The organism is Nocardia sp. CA-107356 (assembly GCF_050946365.1).
Taxonomy (GTDB): domain Bacteria; phylum Actinomycetota; class Actinomycetes; order Mycobacteriales; family Mycobacteriaceae; genus Nocardia.
Map to the genome: position 1 here is coordinate 3437881 of NZ_CP191992.1, position 19573 is coordinate 3457453.

Annotated in this window: 21 protein-coding genes and 1 pseudogene; 10 read left to right on the top strand and 12 right to left on the bottom strand. The window is 65.9% G+C overall.

Going from position 1 to position 19573, the window contains the following annotated elements; genetic code table 11:
• The first annotated feature begins 27 nt into the window (after positions 1-27).
• Positions 28-963, top strand: coding sequence for a GlxA family transcriptional regulator (locus tag ACQP1G_RS15405; protein WP_433204132.1), 936 nt, complete (start codon positions 28-30; stop codon positions 961-963).
• 479 nt (positions 964-1442) lie between these two features.
• Positions 1443-1916: a nuclear transport factor 2 family protein gene (locus ACQP1G_RS15410; RefSeq protein WP_433204135.1), complete on the top strand. Its 474-nt coding sequence runs from the start codon at positions 1443-1445 to the stop codon at positions 1914-1916.
• Positions 1917-2211: 295 nt separating this feature from the next.
• Here ACQP1G_RS15410 and ACQP1G_RS15415 read toward each other — a convergent pair whose 3' ends face one another.
• Positions 2212-2805: a GNAT family N-acetyltransferase gene (locus ACQP1G_RS15415; protein ID WP_433204138.1), complete on the bottom strand. Its 594-nt coding sequence runs from the start codon at positions 2803-2805 to the stop codon at positions 2212-2214.
• Positions 2802-3845, bottom strand: a complete 1044-nt coding sequence (locus ACQP1G_RS15420) for a hypothetical protein (protein WP_433204141.1) — start codon at positions 3843-3845, stop codon at positions 2802-2804. Before ACQP1G_RS15420 ends, ACQP1G_RS15415 begins: the two co-directional genes overlap by 4 nt.
• 630 nt (positions 3846-4475) lie before the next feature.
• Here ACQP1G_RS15420 and ACQP1G_RS15425 point away from each other — a divergent pair.
• Positions 4476-4805 carry a hypothetical protein gene (locus ACQP1G_RS15425; protein WP_433204143.1) on the top strand — a complete coding sequence of 110 codons (330 nt, stop codon included), beginning with the start codon at positions 4476-4478 and terminating at the stop codon, positions 4803-4805.
• Positions 4793-5053, top strand: coding sequence for a hypothetical protein (locus ACQP1G_RS15430; protein WP_433204146.1), 261 nt, complete (start codon positions 4793-4795; stop codon positions 5051-5053). The genes ACQP1G_RS15425 and ACQP1G_RS15430 overlap by 13 nt, the downstream gene beginning before the upstream one ends.
• Positions 5054-5094: 41 nt before the next feature.
• On the opposite strand, the gene ACQP1G_RS15435 is transcribed toward ACQP1G_RS15430, so the two are convergent.
• Positions 5095-5595 carry an N-acetyltransferase family protein gene (locus ACQP1G_RS15435; protein WP_433204149.1) on the bottom strand — a complete coding sequence of 167 codons (501 nt, stop codon included), beginning with the start codon at positions 5593-5595 and terminating at the stop codon, positions 5095-5097.
• Positions 5596-5656: 61 nt separating this feature from the next.
• Here ACQP1G_RS15435 and ACQP1G_RS15440 point away from each other — a divergent pair, with 61 nt between their 5' ends.
• Together ACQP1G_RS15440 and ACQP1G_RS15445 are read left to right on the top strand one after the other, a co-directional pair.
• On the top strand, positions 5657-6301 hold the full coding sequence (locus ACQP1G_RS15440; protein WP_433204151.1) for a class I SAM-dependent methyltransferase: 645 nt from the start codon (positions 5657-5659) through the stop codon (positions 6299-6301).
• A 90-nt stretch (positions 6302-6391) separates the two neighbouring features.
• The gene (locus ACQP1G_RS15445; RefSeq protein WP_433204154.1) at positions 6392-6784 is read left to right on the top strand and encodes a hemophore-related protein; all 393 of its coding nucleotides are present in this window, start codon (positions 6392-6394) and stop codon (positions 6782-6784) included.
• A gap of 39 nt (positions 6785-6823) precedes the next feature.
• Here ACQP1G_RS15445 and ACQP1G_RS15450 read toward each other — a convergent pair whose 3' ends face one another.
• Positions 6824-7990, bottom strand: a complete 1167-nt coding sequence (locus ACQP1G_RS15450) for a sensor histidine kinase (protein ID WP_433204157.1) — start codon at positions 7988-7990, stop codon at positions 6824-6826.
• Entirely contained in the window at positions 7987-8643 is a 657-nt protein-coding gene (locus ACQP1G_RS15455; RefSeq protein WP_433204160.1) for a response regulator transcription factor, read from the bottom strand. Before ACQP1G_RS15455 ends, ACQP1G_RS15450 begins: the two co-directional genes overlap by 4 nt.
• Positions 8644-8793: 150 nt before the next feature.
• On the opposite strand from ACQP1G_RS15455, the gene cqsA reads away from it, so the two are divergent.
• Positions 8794-10032, top strand: coding sequence for an alpha-hydroxyketone-type quorum-sensing autoinducer synthase (gene cqsA / locus ACQP1G_RS15460; protein ID WP_433204163.1), 1239 nt, complete (start codon positions 8794-8796; stop codon positions 10030-10032).
• A 15-nt stretch (positions 10033-10047) separates the two neighbouring features.
• Here cqsA and ACQP1G_RS15465 read toward each other — a convergent pair whose 3' ends face one another.
• The 7 genes and pseudogenes from ACQP1G_RS15465 to ACQP1G_RS15495 all read right to left on the bottom strand — a co-directional run bounded on the left by ACQP1G_RS15465 (position 10048) and on the right by ACQP1G_RS15495 (position 17692).
• Positions 10048-11571: a sensor histidine kinase gene (locus ACQP1G_RS15465; RefSeq protein ID WP_433204166.1), complete on the bottom strand. Its 1524-nt coding sequence runs from the start codon at positions 11569-11571 to the stop codon at positions 10048-10050.
• A 2-nt stretch (positions 11572-11573) separates the two neighbouring features.
• Positions 11574-11960 (bottom strand): annotated as a pseudogene (locus ACQP1G_RS15470) (response regulator); the annotation flags it as partial.
• A 100-nt stretch (positions 11961-12060) separates the two neighbouring features.
• Complete coding sequence (locus tag ACQP1G_RS15475; RefSeq protein WP_433204169.1) at positions 12061-13674, bottom strand: NTF2-like N-terminal transpeptidase domain-containing protein; 1614 nt, start codon at positions 13672-13674, stop codon at positions 12061-12063.
• A gap of 316 nt (positions 13675-13990) precedes the next feature.
• A complete protein-coding gene (locus ACQP1G_RS15480; protein ID WP_433204172.1) occupies positions 13991-14371 on the bottom strand; it encodes a VOC family protein in 381 nt (126 codons plus the stop codon).
• 92 nt (positions 14372-14463) lie between these two features.
• Complete coding sequence (locus tag ACQP1G_RS15485; protein WP_433204175.1) at positions 14464-15168, bottom strand: helix-turn-helix transcriptional regulator; 705 nt, start codon at positions 15166-15168, stop codon at positions 14464-14466.
• A 237-nt stretch (positions 15169-15405) separates the two neighbouring features.
• Positions 15406-16011, bottom strand: a complete 606-nt coding sequence (locus ACQP1G_RS15490) for a hypothetical protein (protein WP_433204178.1) — start codon at positions 16009-16011, stop codon at positions 15406-15408.
• Positions 16012-16210: 199 nt separating this feature from the next.
• Positions 16211-17692 (bottom strand): PucR family transcriptional regulator, encoded by a 1482-nt coding sequence (locus ACQP1G_RS15495; RefSeq protein WP_433204180.1) that lies wholly within the window; start codon positions 17690-17692, stop codon positions 16211-16213.
• A gap of 193 nt (positions 17693-17885) precedes the next feature.
• Between ACQP1G_RS15495 and uraD the strand changes: the two genes are divergently transcribed.
• From uraD to pucL, 3 genes are read left to right on the top strand one after another with little or no spacing between them, the layout of a single operon-like run.
• The gene (gene uraD / locus ACQP1G_RS15500; protein ID WP_433204183.1) at positions 17886-18398 is read left to right on the top strand and encodes a 2-oxo-4-hydroxy-4-carboxy-5-ureidoimidazoline decarboxylase; all 513 of its coding nucleotides are present in this window, start codon (positions 17886-17888) and stop codon (positions 18396-18398) included.
• Positions 18395-18694 carry a hydroxyisourate hydrolase gene (gene uraH, locus ACQP1G_RS15505; RefSeq protein WP_433204186.1) on the top strand — a complete coding sequence of 100 codons (300 nt, stop codon included), beginning with the start codon at positions 18395-18397 and terminating at the stop codon, positions 18692-18694. The genes uraD and uraH overlap by 4 nt, the downstream gene beginning before the upstream one ends.
• Positions 18695-18697: 3 nt before the next feature.
• Complete coding sequence (gene pucL / locus ACQP1G_RS15510; protein WP_433204189.1) at positions 18698-19573, top strand: factor-independent urate hydroxylase; 876 nt, start codon at positions 18698-18700, stop codon at positions 19571-19573.

Here is a 19573-nt window from a genome sequence, read left to right on the forward strand (position 1 = left end):
CAAGACATCATAGGGTACTTTTCTGCCATGCATCGTGTAGTGGCCCTGGTGCGGCCGGTGCAGTCGACGTTCGAACTCGGCTGTGCGGTAGAGGTATTCGGTACGCAGCGGGCCGGAGTGCCGCAGCACTACGAGTTCGAGGTGTGCACGGAGACGCCCGGCCCGGTGCCGACGTCGGCCGGGTACGCGATATCCGTATCGCGCGGCCTTTCAGCGCTCGCGTCCGCGGATACCGTGCTCATACCGGGCTGGATGCCGGTGCAGACACCACTGTCCGCCCGCGTGCACCGCGCGCTGTTGCGGGCGCACGCCCGTGGAGCGCGGCTGGTCACGATCTGCTCCGGGGTGTTCGCGCTGGCCCGCACGGGGCTGCTGGACGGCCGTTCGGCCACCACGCACTGGGCCCGCGCCGAGCAACTGGCGCGGGAGTTCCCTCAGGTGCGGGTGGAGCCGGACATGCTCTACGTCGACCACGGCGATGTCGCCACGAGCGCCGGTGCGGGTGCGGGTATCGACCTGTGCCTGCACCTCGTCCGACAGGACCACGGGGCCGCGCACGCCACCCTCATCGCACGGCATATGGTGATGCCGCCGCATCGCGACGGCGGCCGAGCACAGTACGCGCCACCCCCACCGCCCGCGGATGCGCTGGACGGTCTGCTCGAATGGACCGGCACACGCTTGGGAACATCATTGTCGGTGGGCGATCTGGCCGCGCACCTCAGCGTCTCGCCCCGCACGCTGGCCCGGCGCTTCGCCGACCAACTCGGCACGAGCCCGGGCGCATGGTTACTGTCGCGTCGCCTGGCCGAGGCACGCACCTTGCTCGAGGAAACCGACCTGCCGGTGGAGGCCATCGCCGCCCGCGTCGGCCTCGGCACAGCGGTCAACCTGCGTCGCCGCTTCCATACCCGGGTGGGCACAACCCCGGGTGCCTACCGGCGTGCTTTCCGGGTCTCGTGACACACGCACATCCGTCGGGCGGCGGATACGGCCATTGCTACACATGGCCATTCGCCCATCGTCGGCGGTATCTGATGTCGATGCCGCTGTATACGGGGGCTAGCTGACGAAGGCGATCTCGGTGGTCGGGGTGGTCACCTTGCTGTCGCGGGTCTGGGTGCGGTAGCGGCCGGGATCGGCGGTGTGGCCGGTCTGCACCTTAGTGTCGTTAACACCGACACCGCGCGTGGCGCCGCTCTGGGTGCGCGAATCGCGCGTACGAACCTAAAGGTCATACCGCTGGCCGCGCTCAGGGGGCCGCCCACACCGGATGCTGATCTGGTTGTCCGACAGGACATCTGGCTGAGTGGACCCGAACTTACGGTATTGCCGTTGGTCGCGCATGCGCACAACTCGAGCCGTCGGTGGACTGTCGGGGTCAAACGGTATTACGTCGCAGGTAATCGACGCCGCTCGCCCCCTCGGGCATTGTGGCCGACATGAACAACATCGCGACAAGCGCCACCCGCACCGTCGTGGAGGAACTGCTGCATCGAATCGGCGCGGGTGACCCGGACGCTATCGCAGCGCTCTACGCCCCGGTCAGCGACTGGAAGCTGGATTGGCCCGAGAAGGAGCACGGCCGGGCCGCAACACCGTGGATTCGGCACCGTGCGACGCGCGCCGACGCGGCTGCGCACTATCGCGAGATCGCCCGCTACCACGTGCCCGACAAGGTCGGCACCGTGATCGAACGCATCCTGGTCGACGGCCCGGATGCGGTGGTCTTGGGGGAAATCCGCCAGACAGCCCGGCCCACCGGCCGCGCCTATCGTTCCCGTTTCGCGCTACACATCACCGTCGACAATGACCTCATCACCCGCCATCACGTCTACGAGGACAGTCTCGCCGTTGCTCAGGCATTCGACACACCAGCAGCCGAGCACGATCGAAGCGACTCGAACGCCAGGTAAGTCCGCATGGTGCTCGGTCGGCGGACGCGACGGCGAACTGCTGATCGGTTGGGCGCCAACGATTCTGGAACGTCCGCTGCTGTCGGTGGGATACGTCTCGGAGGCGAACTCGTGAAGAAAGCGGTCAGCTAGCAGACCAACGGTTCCGGTTCATCTGGCGGACCGTTCGGTGCGGTCGACTGAAGGCGATGAGATCGCCTGCGCCGCAACGGTAGTGGCGATCAGGCACCCTGTGTGTCGTCATCGTGATCATGTGCATATGCCGACGGACATGGTTCACGTCAGGTGTTTCTGATCACGCGGGCAGATCGCGAATCAGTACATCGAATGTAGGTGCGTCGGGCCAACTCGGCTTTAGGGTGCCGACCCGATACCAGCCCCACTTGCGATAGGTGGCGTAGGCGCGGGAGTTGTCAGGGCGGACCAGAAGCGTTGCGCGATGTTCCGGTCGGGCGCCGAGGAGTTCGTTGTGGAGAGCGTGGGCTATTCCTCGGCCGGTGAGCTCGGATCGCACCATGATTTCGCTCAGTGCGAATGTGCGGGAACCATTTTCGGCGGTGAACTCGGCTGCGTTTCCCTCGTCTAACTGGAGCCCGTCCCACCAAGCGGTGTTCTCGGGCAGCGGCCAGCCCCATGTCTGGCCGCACGCGCGCCCGTCGAGTTCCGCGATCACCAGCTCGAAGCCGGCGGCGCGGCTGGGGCTGGTGTATGCGTCGAAGCGGTGCATAAATGCGTCCGGCGATTCGAACTTCTCACCGGCCTCGATCGCGTGAATGTAGGAACCGCGGAATACGTCCTCGACCTCTGCGCGTCGCTCCCGGGCCTGCGCGGCTGTAAGGTGGTGGAATTCCAGGTTTTCGAGCGTTGTCGCACTTTGGCCCGGATTCATGCGGTGGTGACCCTTCTCGCCAGATCATCGAATCGTTGCCGGAACTCGTCGGAATAACCCTCCGCCACATCACGGACCGGCGCGAGGAGTTTGAGTGTGCGGGTGGAGGAAACTTCTCCCTCGAGGTCGGCGAGGACCGAAAGCCCTCGAGTGGTAGCGCCTTCGATATCTCCGACATTCGCCAATGCCGTGGCCCAGCCGGCTCGGTAGTTCGCGGCGTTGCGGGTACCTGCTTGCTCGAGCGCGAGCCCGGCTGACAGGGTTGCCGCCTTTGCCAGGTCGCCGAGGTCGCCAACACCGCGGGCTTCGTGGCAGCGAATCTCAGTAGCCGTGACGAACCGAAGCCACCGTGGGCACTCGTCTAGCGACTCGTGCTCGAACGCGAAATCGAGTTCACGCCAAGCAGTGGCAACAGCTTTGCCGAATCGGGTCCGGTCGCCGAGGACCCCGTATGCCTGGGCTTCGCGGATCGCCATCAGTGCGTGGATGCGGCTCGGTGGGCGACTACGGCTCAGGTCGCGCGCACGTTCGATAAGGCTGAGTGCGCGATACGGATTTCCTTGGCCGGTGCGCGACAGCGTGATCGCCTGATGTGCGGCGTTCAGGCATATGTGTACGGTCAGCCCTTCGTCGCCAGCCTGGTTGGCCAATGCAAACGCGTCGGCATAACAGCGACGCGCGAGGGGGTGCATCTCCGCGTCGTAGGCCAACCAACCGGCGATTGTTGCGAGCTCGCCTGTGGCGCGCATGAACGTCGTGCCCGCTTGTTCATCGAAGGCGAATGTTTCCAGGGCGGCTTTCGCCCGTTCGAGCTCGTCTACGGCCGTCTGCACCAGCGTTGCACCACCCACGGTCTGCTCGCGCTGGGCGAAGTCCTCAACGGTCGCGGCGAGGCGGTGGGCCCCGGCGATTCCACGGCGACCCGGGCTCGGTTCGGAATCCAAGGCAGGCAGCGCAATCGCTGTCCCGAGCAAGACTCCGAACTCCCGCCGTTTCACTTCGCTGTCCTCGACTTCCCGCGCCATGCGCCGTGCACTCATCGCCAGGCTATCGTCGGCGACCGCTGCCCGAAACCGTTGCGCCTGTTGATCATTTACACGCGCAAGTTCGGAGTCCAGATCCTGGGCAGACTTCCCGCGGACCGGTCGGTCGGCCGTGGTCTTTTCCCACTTCCTGATCGTCGGCGGTTCATAGCCAACCTTCGCTGCGAAGTCGTCCTGCGTCATACGCAGAGCCGCTACGCGAAGGGCTTTCACCTCCACGCCTGTCCACCTGCTGACGATCATCGCCGCCCCTGTTCGCGCCAATAACGCTCGGTATCAGAAGCGTATTACTTGCGTGCGGTTCTGTGCCTGGGATCGAACTAGCTGGTCGGCGACGCTGTAACTGCATCCGACGCCGGGGCATCGGTCAGTAGCCCTGAGTCCGCCCGTGGCGGGCGGCGGGCGCTCGGCGTCGGATGCCTCGACTACAGCACGGGGAGCAAGTATGACGAATTCGAAACTGCCGCAGCGAGATCCGCTTATCGGTCCACCAGCTGCGTACAGCGGCGCTGCGGCCGATGTGGTCGAGCGGTTCGCGGATGCTCTTTGCGACTGGGTAAATCAGCCTTTGCGCGCGGAGTCGTTCTGGTGTCGGGGCGTCGAACCGATGAACCGCGAGGGGGTGTGATGCGCCGAGATAGGTTGCGTACCACGCAGACTCAGGATGGTCGCAAGGTTGCGGTGTGGCAATTGGCGGGTTGTGCTGCGCGCATTCTGCGCGTGCAGTTCACCGGCGAGTCGTTCACCGCGTACTGCTTGCCGTCGCGCGCACAGCTGACGGCAGTGCAGCCCGGAACGGTCATATTCGATCCATATCCGGATCTGGCCGCGGCTCGGGAGTTGCTTCCCAGGCACACGGATCTGTGGGATGCGCTTCGAGACGACTACTGGGCTGCGCTGGTGAACCCGAAGGATCTGCCGAATCCGTTGGGGGCGTGGGGCGGATGTTCGAAGTAGCTCCATTCCCGCTGAATGAGATCGCTCCGTCTGTGCGCGCATTGCTCGCGGCCTTCCACGAGGACACGCAGCGCAAGCTCGACATCGCCCCTACCGATAGTGCTCCGATCTATCAGCGTGCGTCCGATGGCTGGCTGAGCCGGGTCGACGAAGACGGCTGGATCTCGGACTCCGACGCAGACCTGGACAAAGCCGACGCGATAGTGGTCACGCTGACGAGGGTTCGCGATACGGAAAGGTCCAGGTGAGGTTTGAACCGCCGAAAGCCTCCTGACTCGCCTCGAGATTTTCAGTCCTTCGGCAATGCGGCGAGCTGTTTGACGTAGCGGTGGGCGGGTACGGGAACGGGGCCGTCGGGGCCCGGGGCTTGGTGGGTGAACAGGCCCTCATCGATCCAGCCGTTGCGGGTGTAGAAGGCGCGGGCGCGGGTGTTGCCCGGGACTACGGCCAGCCAGGCTCGTGCATGGCCGTTGGTGTGGATGCGCTGTTCGGCGGCGGTGAGCAGGGGCGTCGCCGCGCCGGTGCCGCGGTGGCGGCGGGATAGGTAGACTTGGTCGATCTCATCGTCGAGGACCATGACGAAACCGGCCACCTCGTTATCGATGATTGCGACGGTGGTGTCGGCGATTCGTTGGGTGGCACGTGGTTCGAACGATTTGTGCGGGCGGACGGCGATGAGTTCCTCGGGGACGTTGCCCAGGTGGGCGTCGCGCCAGCCTTCGTACCAGATCGCCGCGATGGATTCGGCATCGTCGGGGCGGGCCGGGCGCAGGTGCGGGGAATCGGTCATCTGGGGAATGTAGCGCGGTCGGCATTGACATGAACCCGGGTTGAGGTTGAAGGCTGGAGGCATGATTCGACCTGCTGAATTCTGGAATTCCGTATACGACGACGGGTCCGCGCCATGGGTGATCGGGGAGCCGCAGCCCGCGGTGCTCGAGTTGATCGAGCAGGGGTGGATTCGGGGTGCGGTGCTCGATGTCGGGTGTGGGGCCGGTGAGCACACCATTCGTTTGACCGAGCTCGGCCATGACGTGCTCGGGGTGGACCTTTCACCGAGTGCGATCACCTATGCCAGGGCCAATGCGCGCGAGCACGGTGTGGTGGCGCGGTTCGAGGTGGCCGATGCGCTGAACCTCGGGGACGAGCCCCGCTACGACACCATTCTCGACAGTGCGCTGTTCCATGTCTTCGCCTACGACAACGGCGATCCGACCGATTACGTCCGCAGTGTGCACCGCGTACTGAAGCCCGGCGGGCTGGTCCATATCCTCGCGCTCTCGGACGCCGAACCGGGCTTCGGCCCGCGCATCAGCCGCACCGCGATCTCCGACGCCTTCGGCGTGGGCTGGGAGTTGGAAGAGCTGACACCCGCGCGATATCGCGGACGCGTCAGCGAGGCGGTCGTCGAGGCGCGGGAACTCGGCCTCACCCCGGGCAGCATCGTCGATGAGGCGGCCTGGCGCGCCCGAGTGCGCCGTTCCGATCTTTCCTAGCGCTGTCCAAACACCCGGCCTGGTGAACTTGGCACCGGATCACGGAATTGCCTGCCGTGGTCCGATCGCCAATGGAAAGGGTCACTCGTAATGACATTCACCCGTACCGGAATCATGCGAAGCGCCGTCGCGCTCGGCGGTCTGATGGCGGCGGGAGCGCTACTGGTTCCCGCGACCGCTTCGGCGCAGCCGGGCGTCGGTGGCGGACTGATCGAGACGACGTGCACCTTCGCCCAGGTGGACGCGGCCATTCACGCCGAGGCGCCCAAGCTGGCCGAACACCTGGACAGTCATCCCGAACGCAAGGCGAAGTTGCAGGAGCTCCTCGGGCTGCCGGTCGACCAGCGCCAGCAGCGCGTTCAGCAGTGGCTCGACGATCACCCGAATGCGCGGACCAAGATCGAGGAGAAGCGCAACTCGCCAGAGGGCCAGCAGAAGATCGACAAGCTGCGCGGAATCGCGAACAGCTGCCACAACTACTGAGCCGAGCGCGGGCGGCGTTACCCGGCGCCGCCCGCCCGGTCAGCTCGGCAGGGTGAGGATGACGATCAGTCCACCCTCGGGTCGGGCGGCCGCCCGGACGTCGCCGCCGTGCGCATGCGCAACCGATCGCACAATCGACAGACCGAGTCCCGAACCACGACTGTTCGGCGCACGGTCGGACTCGGCGATCCGATCGCCGCAGGCCAGTCGACGGAACGGTTCGAAGAGTCCGTCGACCTCGAAGGCCGGTACGACCGGTCCGGTGTTCTCGACCACGAGTCGACCTTGGCCCTTGGTGCCCGCCGATCTGATTGCGATCCAGCCATCTTCGCTGACATTATGGCGAATCGCGTTGTCCACCAGGTTCTGTGCGAGACGTTCCAGCAGCACCGGATCGCCGGAAACCGCAGCCGCCGTGAGTTCGGTGCGGATCTCGATACCGGCCCGCTCGGCGGCATCGCTCGCGACGGTGACCACCCGCCGGACCACCTCGGCCAGGTCGACCCGGCTGCGTTCGATCAGCCGCTCCTCGCTGCTCGCGAGCACCAGGAGTCCGTCGATCAGCTGCTCGTGCCGATGATTGACCTCCAGCAGCGTTGCCCCGAGCCGACGCGTCGACTCCGGCGCGTCGGGATCATCGAGTGCCACCTCGATGAGTGTGCGATTGATGGTCAACGGAGTGCGCAGTTCGTGCGAGGCATTGGCGACGAAGCGACGCTGGCCGTCGAAGGCGCGATCCAACCGCTCCAGCATGGCGTCGAAAGTGTCCGCCAGATCCTTGATTTCGTCATCGGGTCCGGTCAGCGCGATCCGCTCGTGCAGGCTGCGATCGGCCACCCGGCGCGCGGTCGCGGTGATCTGCTGCAATGGATGCAATGCCCGCCCGGCCAGCAGCCAACCCAGTCCACCGGCCGCGATCCCGATCGCGCCCAGCGAAACCAGCGACCAGACCAGCATCGCTTCCAGGGTGTCGCGGCGTTCCTTGGCGGCCTGCGCGGTCAGCGCCTGGTACAACTCCTCGGACACAATCGGGCGGTTGCGCTTGGCCAAGTACTCGCGCACGAGGATCTGGGCACCCACGCCGTGGCGCCGACCCAGCGACCGATCGAGATAGAAGTACATCAATGCGACCAGGATCGCCCCGGCGATGAAGAACGCGCCCGCGTACAGCAGTGTGAGCCGCAGTCGAATCGTGCGGCCTCTCATCGGACGCGGTACCCCACGCCCGCCTCGGTCTCGATCACCGGCGGATCGCCCAACTTCCGGCGCACCATCATGATCGTGTATCGCACCACCCCCGTGAACGGATCGATGTTCTCGTCCCATGCCTTCTCCAATAGCTGCTCCGCCGATACCACCCCGCCGTCGGCGCGCAATAGTTCGGCCAGTACCGCGAACTCCTTGCGCGACAACGAGATCGGCTCGCCGTCGCGGCTGACCGACAGTCGATGGGGGTCGAGCCGGATCCCGGCGCGCTCGAGCACCAGCGGTGTTGCGGGCCGCGCCCGCCGTCCCAGCGCCTGGATCCGGGCGACCAGTTCGGCGAAGGCGAATGGTTTGGTCAGATAGTCATCGGCGCCGAGTCCGAGCCCGGCGACCCGCTCGGCCACCGCCGCCGCGGCCGTCAGCATCAGGATCCTGGCGTCGCTGCCTGCCTCGGTCAGCGAGGTGCAGACGGTATCACCGGACACCGTCGGCAGATCGCGATCCAAGACGATCACGTCGTAGTCGTTCACACCGACTCGTTCCAGCGCATCGGCCCCGTCGTACACCACATCGATCGCCATCGCATGCCGTCGCAGCCCATCGGCTATCGCGTCGGCCAGCAACCGCTCGTCCTCGACCACCAGTACCCGCACCGGACCATCGTGCCTGTTGATGCTGTTAGGACGCTGTTAGTGCGACATGCGCCGGTCAACTTGCCGATTTCAGCGCATCTGTCGATGGGTAGTGATTCAATCTGCTCGGTGTGTGCTCTGTAGTAGCTGATAGCAGTGAAAGGAGTTCAGATGACCTTGTCGGTCGCCGACCGCATATTCGTTCGCGTCAGTCGATTCCATACGGAACGGATTGCGGCCGCATGGGGCGGACGGCATATGCTGCACGGCCGTAAACCGGCGCCGGGTGACGTCGTTCTGACCAGCAACGACTATCTCGCGCTTGCCCGCGAACCGCATATCATCGGCGCGATGTACGCGTCGCTGCGGAACCCGGGCGGGGCGGCACCGCCGTCCGGTGTCTTCTTGCACGGCCCCGACCACCCGCAGATCGCGCTGGAAATGGCGCTTGCCGAACATATGCGGGCGCCCGCTGGAATTCTGTGTCAATCCGGTTGGGATGCCAATGCGGGGTTGATGCAGTCGATCGCCGACCCGCATACCCCGGTCTACGTCGATCACATAGCGCATATGTCGCTGTGGCACGGTGCGAAAACGGCCGGTGCGCCGGTGCATTCGTTCCGGCACAATTTTCCGGGCCATCTGCGCGATGAGATACGCAAACATGGTCCCGGCATCATCGCGGTCGACTCGATCTACGGCAGCAACGGCAGTCGCTGTCCGCTGACCCAGATCTGTGACGTCGCTGACGAAACCGGCAGTGTGCTGGTGGTCGACGAATCGCATTCGCTGGGTACCGACGGGCCGCACGGTGCGGGCATGGTGGTCGCGTTCGGACTCGCTGATCGGGTGCCGTTCCGAGTCGCCAGCCTCGCAACGGCTTTTGCTGGACGTGCCGGATTCATCGCCGCGAACAATATCGATTTCGTCGACTACTTCAAGATGGAGTCCGATCCCGCGGTCTTCTCCGCGACGCTGCTGCCGCACGATATCGCGGGCCTGGCTGCGACTCTCGATGTCGTCCGGGTCGACGACTGGCGGCGGGTCCGGCTGCGTGAGGTCTCCGCCGTCGTGCGCCGTGCCCTGATGGCGTTGGAGTTCGATCTGCAGGGTTCGGCCAGCCATATCGTCGCGCTGCAGACCGGGCCGGATCAGCGCACCATCGCGATCCGCGACTTCCTGGAGGCCCGCGGCGTTTTCGGCTCGGTCTTGTGCTGGCCCGCCACCGCGCCCGAACGTTCCCTCATCCGGTTCTCCCTGCACGCTGGGCTGACCGATATAGAGGTGGACCGACTCATTCAGGCGTGCGCCGAGGTTCGAGACACCTTCGGTGCGATGGCTCCGTATCGTCCCGAAGGGCCGAGGCTGGCAACGACTGTGGCTCAACCATCCCTGGTGTCGACCACGTGAAATCGCGGTACCGGGTCAGGCTCGAACGGTCGCCGCCGTCGGCCGGATATCGCGCGGCAGGGTCACCGTGAAGGTCGCGCCATTGCCCGGTTCGCTGTGCACGCTGACGCGGCCGCCGTGCGCCACGACGAGAGCCTGCACGATCGATAGGCCCAAACCCGTTCCGCCGCTGGTTCGGGTGCGCGAATCGTCGGTGCGGTAGAACCGTTCGAATACTCGGGCAGCGGCCTCCGGTGTCAGGCCGGGGCCGGTATCGATGACGTCGACGCGTACCGCGTCGGCGGATGGGGTGAGCCACACGGTGATCGCGGCGGTGGCCGGGGTGTGGGCGAGGGCATTGCCGAGTAGATTCGCCAGCACCTGACGCAATCGCGCCTCATCGCCGGTCACGTCCATGGTGCCGGCGCCGGGACGGACCTCGAGAGTGATCGGGCGTTGCGGGTCGGTCTGCTGTTGCGCCGCCATGGCCTGCGCGTTGTGCACCGCATCGCCCGCGAGCACGAGCAGATCGACCGGCCTGCGGTCGAGTGGGCGTTTGGCATCCAATCGCGCAAGCATCAGCAGATCCTCGACCAACAGGCCCATGCGCTCGGCCTCACCCTCGATGCGCCCGACCACCATGCGCGCGTCGGTGCTCGCACCCTGGCGGTAGAGTTCGGCGAAACCGCGAATCGTGGTGAGCGGGGTACGCAATTCGTGGCTGGCATCGGCGATGAACTGACGCATTCGGCGTTCCGAACGCCGGGCATCCTCCTCGGAGGCCTCGGTGGCGGCCACGCCGTGCTGGATCTGCGCGAGCATCGCGTTCAACGACCGTGCGAGCCGGTCGACCTCGGTATCGACATCGCGTACCGGGACGCGCCGATGCAGATCGCCGCCCGCGATCGCCGCCGCGGTCTCTTCGACCGTGCGCAGCGGGCGCAGGCTGCGTCGGACCACGAAATAGCCGACTACGCCCAGAGCGAGCAGCGCGGTGGCGCCGGTGCCGAGTTCGAAGTAGATCAATCGCGATACCGTCTCCTGGTTATCGGTGAGCGGCAGCGCGATAGTGGTCGAGCCGAACTGGTTACTGGTGGTCAGAACGCGCCACTGCACCGAGGAATCGTCGGTCGAGCCGACCGTTGTCGGGACCGGTGCCACGTGCCCAGCGACATCCGGCATCGCGCCGGTGCCCGCGATACTTCCCGGAGTGCCCGAATACAGCTGTCCCTCAGGGCCTTTGCGCTGTTCGTAGAATCGGCGCGGTTGATCGGTGAACGGCCGAGGACCCGGCAGACTATCCGGCATCTCGGCCGGAACCCATAACGTCGCACCGTCATTGGTGACGATCTGTCGCATCTGACGCGGCTCTGCCCACGACCGGGCCGCATCGTAGAGCTGCTCATCGGTTCGCGCGGTCAGGGATCGGCTCAACGCGGAGGTCACCGCGAAGCCCGTCGCCAACAGCACCATGGCTGCCAGGAAGACCAGGGTGACGACGAGTCCCACCCGCAGTGGAATCGCCGACACCCGCCGGGCCAGGGCCGCACGCGGTCTCATGCCCGACTCGGCTGCGGTTCGCGCAGCACGTAACCGACGCTGCGCAGCGTATGGATGAGTTTCGGCTCGGTGATGTAATCGTCGGCACCCAGCGTCAGGCCGGTGAGCTGGTCGTCGACCTCGTTGCGCGCGGAAAGCAACAGCACCGGTGCGGTAATCCCGTCGGTCCGCAAGCGCCGCAACGATCCGAACCCATCCGTGCCCGGCATCATCACGTCCACGATCAACGCGTCCGGCCGGAACCCGCGCACCTTGTCCAGCCCTTCGGTTCCACTGATCGCCGTGACCACCTCGAACCCCTGAAACCGCATATTCACCGCAAGGAGCTCGACAATCAGCGGCTCATCGTCGACGACGAGAATCCGCGCTTCGGGCTCAGCTCTGCTCACTACCTCACTGTGCCGCGACCAACGTCGCCGAACCTTAGGACGAGCTGGGGGTTTCCTGTGAGCTGCGGCGGCCGGACCTCGGTTCGGCCCGTTCGCCGAGCTATTCGACCAGGGGCGTGGGGTGGAATATGCGGGCGGCCGCCTGAATCAGGGTGGCGCGACTGTCCGGATCCTCCACATGGATCGCGAAGGCCAACTCGCCGGTGTTCGCGAGCAGCCAGCCCTGTCCGGCCGCGGTGGTGACATATCCGGAGCCGCCGAGCATCGGACGGAGTTGGTCGACCACCTCGGTCGGCAGCGGCGCCGATTCCGTCGAAGCCGTTGCCGGATGGCCGATTTCGATCATCGGCGGGGTGATGCGTCCGCTGGCGATGGTGGCTGCGACGATCGCCATACCGTAGGGGCTGGCCTGGATTTCGCTGGCCCGGCCGCCGCGCCGGACCTGTTCGGTGCCCGCGGGCGGGATCAGCGAGCTCACCTTGTCCAGACCCGTCAGCTCGAAATCGACGCCGATACCGAGCATGCGGGCGGCCTTGGCCAGCTCATCTATGGAAACGTCCTGCGGTGCTTTGCGTGCGATCGTCGCCGCGGCCGCGCGCAGCAATTCGGTAGCGCCACCGATCGGGGCGAGTCCGGTGAAGGCCACCGATCCGCTCGCGCCGGCCGGGTTGTTCTCCGCTGCCGCGACAATGGCTCCGGTCGCGGGGTTGATGGCGACCGCTGCCGCCGGATTCCCGACATAGTTCACCGCGTCCTGGGCGGCGCTCTGCCAGCGTGGATCCAGTGTCGCGGCCACGTCCGGACCCGGTGTGCCCTGCTGTCCGGTGAGGTAGGCGATCGGACGCCGGTCCGGGCCCGACAGCTGAACCGCCCAACCCGCGCACCTGTCGCGGCTCTGCTGCCACACCGTGCGCAATGCGTCGAGCATCGGCGACTGCACCCGGCGGTCGGCAGCGATGAGCCGTGGCTGCACCCGCGTCAGCACACCGGGAATCGGCGTGATGTCCGGCTCCAGAATCGCGAAATCGGGCTCCCGCAAATTGACCGCGACGACCGGCTTACCGCGCGCCGCGGCGAGTTGCTCACGCAGGGACGACCCGGTGATCAAGGGAGCGACCGGCTCGATGGCTTTGGCCAGCGCGTCGGTGGTGGCGATCGGATCGGTGATGTGGGCCGGATCGAGTTCGACCACATCGATGATCTGCTCGGTCATCAGCGTCTGCCCGAGGCTGTCGTGCACTACCGGAGGCGGCGGTGCGTAGGCGCGGACCAGATCTACCGTGCGGGTGCTGTCCAGGTGCGGCACAACGATGGCGGGGTCCCAAGAGATGCGCCAGCCGGTCGCCAATTTCCGCACCGTTCCCTGAGACTCATAGGCCCAGTTCCGATCCTGTCCGAACGTCCAGGCGCCGTGCAGGGTAAAAATGCCCTGTGCGGTATCCAACGCGATGAATTGAGCCAAGCGGTAGTCCGCCGTCCCGGGGCTGAGTCCCTCGAATATCTGCCGTAACGATGCGGAGGCGCCTCTGGGCTGGGAGGTCAGATTCGCGGCCTCGTCCGCGTCCCGCTGGTTCAGCAGTTCGGTGAACCGTTCGACCGCGGCCCTGGCATCGTCGGGGTACTGATCGAACGAATACACGCAGCCCCCGAGCCCCAGCGCGAGTATCAACGCACCCACCGCGGCCATCGCGCTTCGCAGACGACCTCCACGCATACGGGGCGATCCGGTGCCGATGTCACCAACCCAACTCTCCATCGCGAACCTCGATTCTCGAGATCATCCGTGCGATTTCAACGGCCAGATAGTGGCCACCCGGATCCGGTAACGCCGTGGAGGTCAAGTGATTCGAGAATAACGGGGTGGCTGCGAGCGTCTCACTACTTCGAGCTGATAGCTGCCAAAAAGCTATGGAGTCGACACGGATCGTCGCTGCAGTTCGACGGAGTCGGCGACCGGTTCGTGGACACCGGGCGGGCGGTGTGCCGCAGGGGGCGGACAAACAGTTCCGCCCCCTGGCGACCACCGCGGATCAGGACTGCGGCGGCGGGCTGAAGATGCCGAAGTCGTTTCCGGAACTGTCCAGGATGTGGGCGAAGATCAGCCCGTCCTTGCTGGTGACCGGCGGTACCGACACCTTTCCGCCCAGGCGTTCGGCGGTGGCGACCGTGGCCGCCACATCCTGCACGAGTACGAAGAAGGTGGCGTGATTGGCCGAGGCGTCCGGGGTGTGCGCGATACCGCCGCTGGGGCTTTCGCTCGCTGGGGAGCTGACCAGGTCGTAGCTGTCGGCATTCGGGTCGGCGGCGAAGGTCCACCCGAACAGGTCGCCGTAGAACTTCTTCACTTCGTCGGGCTTATCGCTGCCGACCTGGAACCAGGCCACCGTGTTGAAAGGGGGAGTGCTGCTCACTTCTCGTCTCCTCGGGTTCGGTGTCGATGTATTGCCCGACCACGATCACCCGGCCCAGCGACAACCCCCTGTCGGTGTTTCCGACACCGTTCTCACAAGGCGACGCTTCTGAGCTCGAGATCATCGGGGATGTCCGATCCGTGGCCGTCGAACGGGCGCTGCGGTACCGGCAGATCCGTCATCGTCACCGCGTGAATGCGGTCGAGCCGGAAGCAGCGGGACTCCTCGCGCAGCCGACACCAGGCGATGAGGTACCAGCCATTGGAGCCGTTGAGGAAGGCGTTCGGCTCGACCTCGCGTTCACTGTGCGCGCCGAAGCGGTCCGAATAGCTGATCCGCAGCACGCGTCCGGCCTCGATCGACTGCCCGATAACCGACGGGATCGCTTGCGCCGGTGGCGCATCCACCGGTTCCATCAGCCGAATCCGGGCGGCCAGCGCGCGAGCGGCGGCAGCATCGCGTTCCGACATCACCGCGAGAACCTTGCGCAAGGCGCTGTGCCCGGCCTGCTCGAACGGTGTCGCTTCGCTGCGTGCCAGGGCGACGGCGAGCGCGACGGCCTCGGCCGCGGTGAAATTGAGCGGCGGCAGCGACATACTCTTCTCCAGCGCGTAACCACCGCGCCGGCCGATATCCGCGTAGATCGGAATGCTCGCCTGCTGCAATGCCGAGATATCGCGTTCGATCGTGCGAACGCTCACCTCGAAACGTTGCGCCAACTCGCGCGCGGTCCGCACTCGCGGCGCCACCGCCCGCAACTCCTCGACGATCGCATAGAGCCGATCCGTTCGGTTCACGCCGACACCGTAGCGCCCGACACCGACATCAAAATGTCGGTTCGGGTAGCCCCGCGCCGCCGCGATCCGATACCGCACCCGGGCAACACATTTGGGGTATCGGTCGGGTGATCCCGGCGTCAGGCCGTGGTGCCCAGGTGTCCGTCTCGGCTGTCGCCTATCCGGTGACGGCCTCGCACACGCCGCGCAACGTGTGCGAGGCGGTCACCGGATAGGCGAGAGCTGCTGGCGGATCGGCTATCGCCGGGAGACGAGCATCGGTTCGCGTAGGTCGAAGAATTCGACCTCGCCCATGAGTTCGCTTTCCTCGTCGAACAGCGACCGCAGATCGTCGGGGATCTCCAGCTTTTCGTGGGCGCGGGCTTCGGCTTCGGAGGTGAAGTACACCGCCTCGACATATCCGTCGTCGCCGTAGGTCGCCAATGTGCCGCCCAGAATCTCCGGGCGCAGTTCGTGGATGCGATCGGTGCCCTGCGTGAGGAGTTCGCGCATGCGGCGCTGATCCCGCGTATGGCCTTCCATGACCTGTACGAAACCGGCTTGGTCGGAGCCGCCGCCCAACCACTGCGTCACTTCGGGGCAGTCCATGAAACTGACCGGACCGTCGAAACATTGTTCGGTTTCGGCCCACCATGCGCCCTGCTCCGGGCGGTCGCTATTGCGCCGCGCCGCATCCTCGGATTCGAATCTCGCCAAGGCGATGAACGTCCCGTCGTTGCACAACCCGCTGGTCGTGCCGAGATAGCCGACAGCACCCGGTTGCAATTCCTCGGTCCACCGATCCATACATCGACGTAGTCGATCGGCATCTGCGACCTTGCCTTGAATGACTTGGATGAACATCGAGTCCTCCTCGTGCGGAGGGATCACTCCGCTTCGTCGCGGGGGCGACGCGTCGTGGTCCACCGAGGGCCTCGGGACCGCACGGCCCGCGAACGCGGCCACCGCACAGCTAATCGTTCGCCGCAAGGAAGCCGAACGCAAGTGCGGCGGCTCGTTCATCAGTGCCCGGACGGTGAGCGGATATGCGGGGTATGGCCGGTCACCGTAGGGCGAGGGCCAGGAAGAAGTCGACGCGGTCCTCGAGGCGGGAGAGGTCGCGGCCGGTCAGCTCCTCGATGCGTTGGATTCGGTAGCGCAGGGTGTTCACGTGGACGTGAAGTAGCTCAGCGCATTTGGTCCAGGAGCCGGAGACCTCGAGGAAGGTTTCCAAGGTGTGCACGAGGTCGGCGCGGTTCTCTTGGTCGTAGCTGCTCAGGGGGTCCAGCAAACGCAGGCGGAACATGCGGCGGACCTCGTCGGGCACGCTGGCCAGCAGCAGCATGTGGGTGGCCAGTTCGTCGTGGCCGACGACGCTGGTGGGTTGGTGGCGGTCTTCGGCGAGGCGGCGGGCGTAGCGGGCCTCTTCTACGGCGCCGCGCAAGCCTTCGCCATCGACGATGCCGCTGACGCCGATCGCTAGCCGGGCGCCGCGCAGGCCGGGCTCCAAAGCGGTTACGGCGCGGTGGATTTCGGCAATGATGGAACCGTTGGGGTCGGCGGGGATCAGGGCGATGGCTTCGCCGTCGACTACGCCTGCGGCTGGCCTTTTGCCGTACAGGATTTCGCGGAGCAGGACGCGTAATTCGCCGGGGCGCAAGGCATCTGCTTCGGCTCCAGCGGCGACGGCGATATAGGTCTCGGCGGGGCCGAGTCCGGTCAGTTCGAGGCGGGAAATGATTTCGGCGGGTTTGGCGTCGGAGACGATGAGTTCGATGAGTTCTTGGGCAAGGCGGCCTTCGGCGCTTTGGCGGTCGTCGAGACGGGCGCGTTCGAGCGAGACGACGGCGGCGAGTTCGCCGGGCAGCGCGCGGCGTTCCTCCGGCCAATCCTTGCAGTCGCCCTCGAAGACCAGGAACCAGTCGGCAGCGCGGGAGGTGCTGTGCTCGTCGACCGCGAACAGTGAGTAGCGGGCCTTGTCGTGAACCAGCACGTGGGGAAGGCGGCGTGCGTTCAAGAAGGCCGCCGTGACCTCGACCGGCGGTGGCGAAACCGGCCCGGCGACCACTCGTCCGGTCGATGAAACCACCCAACATCGCATCCCGAGATCGCGCTCGATCAGCTCCAGCACCGACCCGAGGCCGGTACCCGAAACGAGCTGGCGGTGGCGGTCGAGGATGGCGGTCAGGTCGGCGGCGCGCCCGGTCGAGAGATTGCGCGTCAACGTCTCGGTGACCTGGGCGAACGCAATGTCCTCACGAACACGGAACAGCGGTATCCGGTGCCGCTGGCACGCCTCGACGACATCGGGCGGCGCGCCGCCGTAGCGGGCGTCGCCCGCGGCGAGTCCGGCGACTCCGGCCCGAGCCAGGGCACGCACGAAGGTCTCGCTGTCCTCGGGGGTGCGCCGCCATTGCAGGCCGGTCAGTACCAGCTCACCACCGGAGAGGTAGCGGCTCGGATCGAGCATGTCGGTGGTCACTACCCAGCGCACGAAGCGGTCGAGCTCGTCGTCGCCGGTGACGAGCTCGAGACCGAGATTCATGCCGAGAAGTGATCTGAGTCGCACAGCTGCCGAGGCTAACAGCCGATCCTGAGCCCGCCCGTAGACGCTTTGGATATTCGCACAAACCGGCCCGTGTGAACTGGCGCACACTTCAGATTTCTGGTTCCTAGCAGCGCTGATGAACGGCGGGTGTACTTACTCCCATCGCAAACAAGCTCGAATGGGAGATCGGATGTCAGGTGAGATCGGATGGCTCAACTCGCTGCCGCCGGATCAGGCCGAGGCTGAACTGCTGACCTGCTGTGCCGCATATGTCTGGGCGCAGAAGGTGGCGGCCCACCGGCCCTACGTGGACAGTACGAGCCTGATGGCCGCCGCCGTCGCCGGGGTACGGGAGCTGAGTTGGCCGGATATCGAGGAGGCGCTGTCGGCGCATCCGCGCATCGGCGACCGCGCGAAGGCGGGCACGCACGAGCGCGAGGCGAAATGGTCCGCCGGTGAGCAGTCGGGGACCGCGAGCGCCGACCAGCAGATCCTCGATGACATCGCCGCGGGCAACCTGGCCTACGAGCAGCGGTTCGGGCATGTCTTCCTGATCCGCGCGTCCGGCCGCACAGCCGAGCAGATCCGCACCGAACTGCGCAGGCGCCTGGCCAATACCGCCGAGGGGGAACGCGTCGCCACGCAACGCGAACTCGCCGATATCACCCGGCTGCGGATCCGAAAGCTGTTGGAGGACAAGTGAGTCTGTCCACTCACGTGCTGGACGCGGCATCCGGTCGCCCGGCAGCAGGGCTACCGGTGCGGTTGGAAAAGGCCGACGGGACCGTCCTCGCCGAGCGCCGCACCGACCACGACGGGCGCGTCAAAGACCTGCCCGCTCCCGAAATCGGTGCGCACCGGCTGATTTTCGATACCGGTGACCTCAGCCCGTTCTACCCGTCGGTGACCATCGACTTCCGCGTCTCCGACCCAGCCGAGCACTACCACGTGCCGCTGCTGCTCAGTCCCTACTCCTACTCGACCTACCGAGGTAGCTGAACAATGTCGATCAAGCTCGGGCCGAATAGATACGGCAAAGCGGAAAACCGGGTCGTCCGGGTGACGAAAACCGGTGGCATCCATGAGATCCGGGATCTGAACGTCGGTGTGGCGTTATCCGGTGACATGGACGAGGTTCACCTGACCGGTGACAACGCGACGGTCCTGCCGACCGACACCCAGAAGAACACCGTCTTCGCCTTCGCCAAGGAATACGGCATCACCTCGCCGGAGGCGTTCGGTCTGCTGCTGGCACGGCATTTCGTCGATTCGCAGCAGCCCATCCACCACGCGCGGGTCTCCTTGGCGGAGTACGCCTGGGACCGCATCGTGATCGGCCCCGGCGACAAGCAGCACTCGTTCGTGCGCTCGGGTCAGCAGACCCGCACCGCACGCGTGCACTACGACGGCGAAAATGCCTGGGTGGTATCGGGTTTGACCGGCTTGGTGGTGCTCAACTCCACCGGCTCGGAGTTCCACGGCTACATCGAGGACAAGTACACGACGCTGCAGGAGTCCTACGACCGGGTGCTGGCCACCGAGGTCAACGCCGAGTGGCGCTTCGCCGGTGAACCGGGGGACTGGGACAAGGCCTACCGTGAGGTCCGCGGCGCGCTGCTCGAGGCGTTCGCCGATACCTACAGCTACTCGCTGCAGCAGACCCTCTATGCCATGGGCGACCGGGTGATCAGCGCGGTCCCCGAGGTCTGCGAGGTCCGGCTGTCGCTGCCCAATAAGCACCACTTCGTGGTGGATCTGTCCGGCTTCGGATTGGACAACGACAACGAGGTGTTCTTCGCCGCCGACCGGCCCTACGGCCTGATCGAAGGCACCGTCCTTGCCGAGGACGCCCCCGCGTCCGGACCGGCTTGGGAGTGA

Coding starts and splice junctions, on each gene's coding strand:
- ACQP1G_RS15435 (WP_433204149.1), bottom strand. CDS start 5,595: ATGACCGATTCCCCGCACCTGCGCCCGGCCCGCCCCGACGATGCCGAA.
- ACQP1G_RS15445 (WP_433204154.1), top strand. CDS start 6,392: ATGACATTCACCCGTACCGGAATCATGCGAAGCGCCGTCGCGCTCGGC.
- ACQP1G_RS15495 (WP_433204180.1), bottom strand. CDS start 17,692: ATGAATCTCGGTCTCGAGCTCGTCACCGGCGACGACGAGCTCGACCGC.
- ACQP1G_RS15475 (WP_433204169.1), bottom strand. CDS start 13,674: ATGCGTGGAGGTCGTCTGCGAAGCGCGATGGCCGCGGTGGGTGCGTTG.
- uraD (WP_433204183.1), top strand. CDS start 17,886: ATGTCAGGTGAGATCGGATGGCTCAACTCGCTGCCGCCGGATCAGGCC.
- ACQP1G_RS15415 (WP_433204138.1), bottom strand. CDS start 2,805: ATGAATCCGGGCCAAAGTGCGACAACGCTCGAAAACCTGGAATTCCAC.
- ACQP1G_RS15420 (WP_433204141.1), bottom strand. CDS start 3,845: ATGAGTGCACGGCGCATGGCGCGGGAAGTCGAGGACAGCGAAGTGAAA.
- ACQP1G_RS15425 (WP_433204143.1), top strand. CDS start 4,476: ATGCGCCGAGATAGGTTGCGTACCACGCAGACTCAGGATGGTCGCAAG.
- ACQP1G_RS15450 (WP_433204157.1), bottom strand. CDS start 7,990: ATGAGAGGCCGCACGATTCGACTGCGGCTCACACTGCTGTACGCGGGC.
- ACQP1G_RS15465 (WP_433204166.1), bottom strand. CDS start 11,571: ATGAGACCGCGTGCGGCCCTGGCCCGGCGGGTGTCGGCGATTCCACTG.
- ACQP1G_RS15440 (WP_433204151.1), top strand. CDS start 5,657: ATGATTCGACCTGCTGAATTCTGGAATTCCGTATACGACGACGGGTCC.
- ACQP1G_RS15405 (WP_433204132.1), top strand. CDS start 28: ATGCATCGTGTAGTGGCCCTGGTGCGGCCGGTGCAGTCGACGTTCGAA.
- ACQP1G_RS15430 (WP_433204146.1), top strand. CDS start 4,793: ATGTTCGAAGTAGCTCCATTCCCGCTGAATGAGATCGCTCCGTCTGTG.
- ACQP1G_RS15490 (WP_433204178.1), bottom strand. CDS start 16,011: ATGTTCATCCAAGTCATTCAAGGCAAGGTCGCAGATGCCGATCGACTA.
- pucL (WP_433204189.1), top strand. CDS start 18,698: ATGTCGATCAAGCTCGGGCCGAATAGATACGGCAAAGCGGAAAACCGG.
- cqsA (WP_433204163.1), top strand. CDS start 8,794: ATGACCTTGTCGGTCGCCGACCGCATATTCGTTCGCGTCAGTCGATTC.
- ACQP1G_RS15410 (WP_433204135.1), top strand. CDS start 1,443: ATGAACAACATCGCGACAAGCGCCACCCGCACCGTCGTGGAGGAACTG.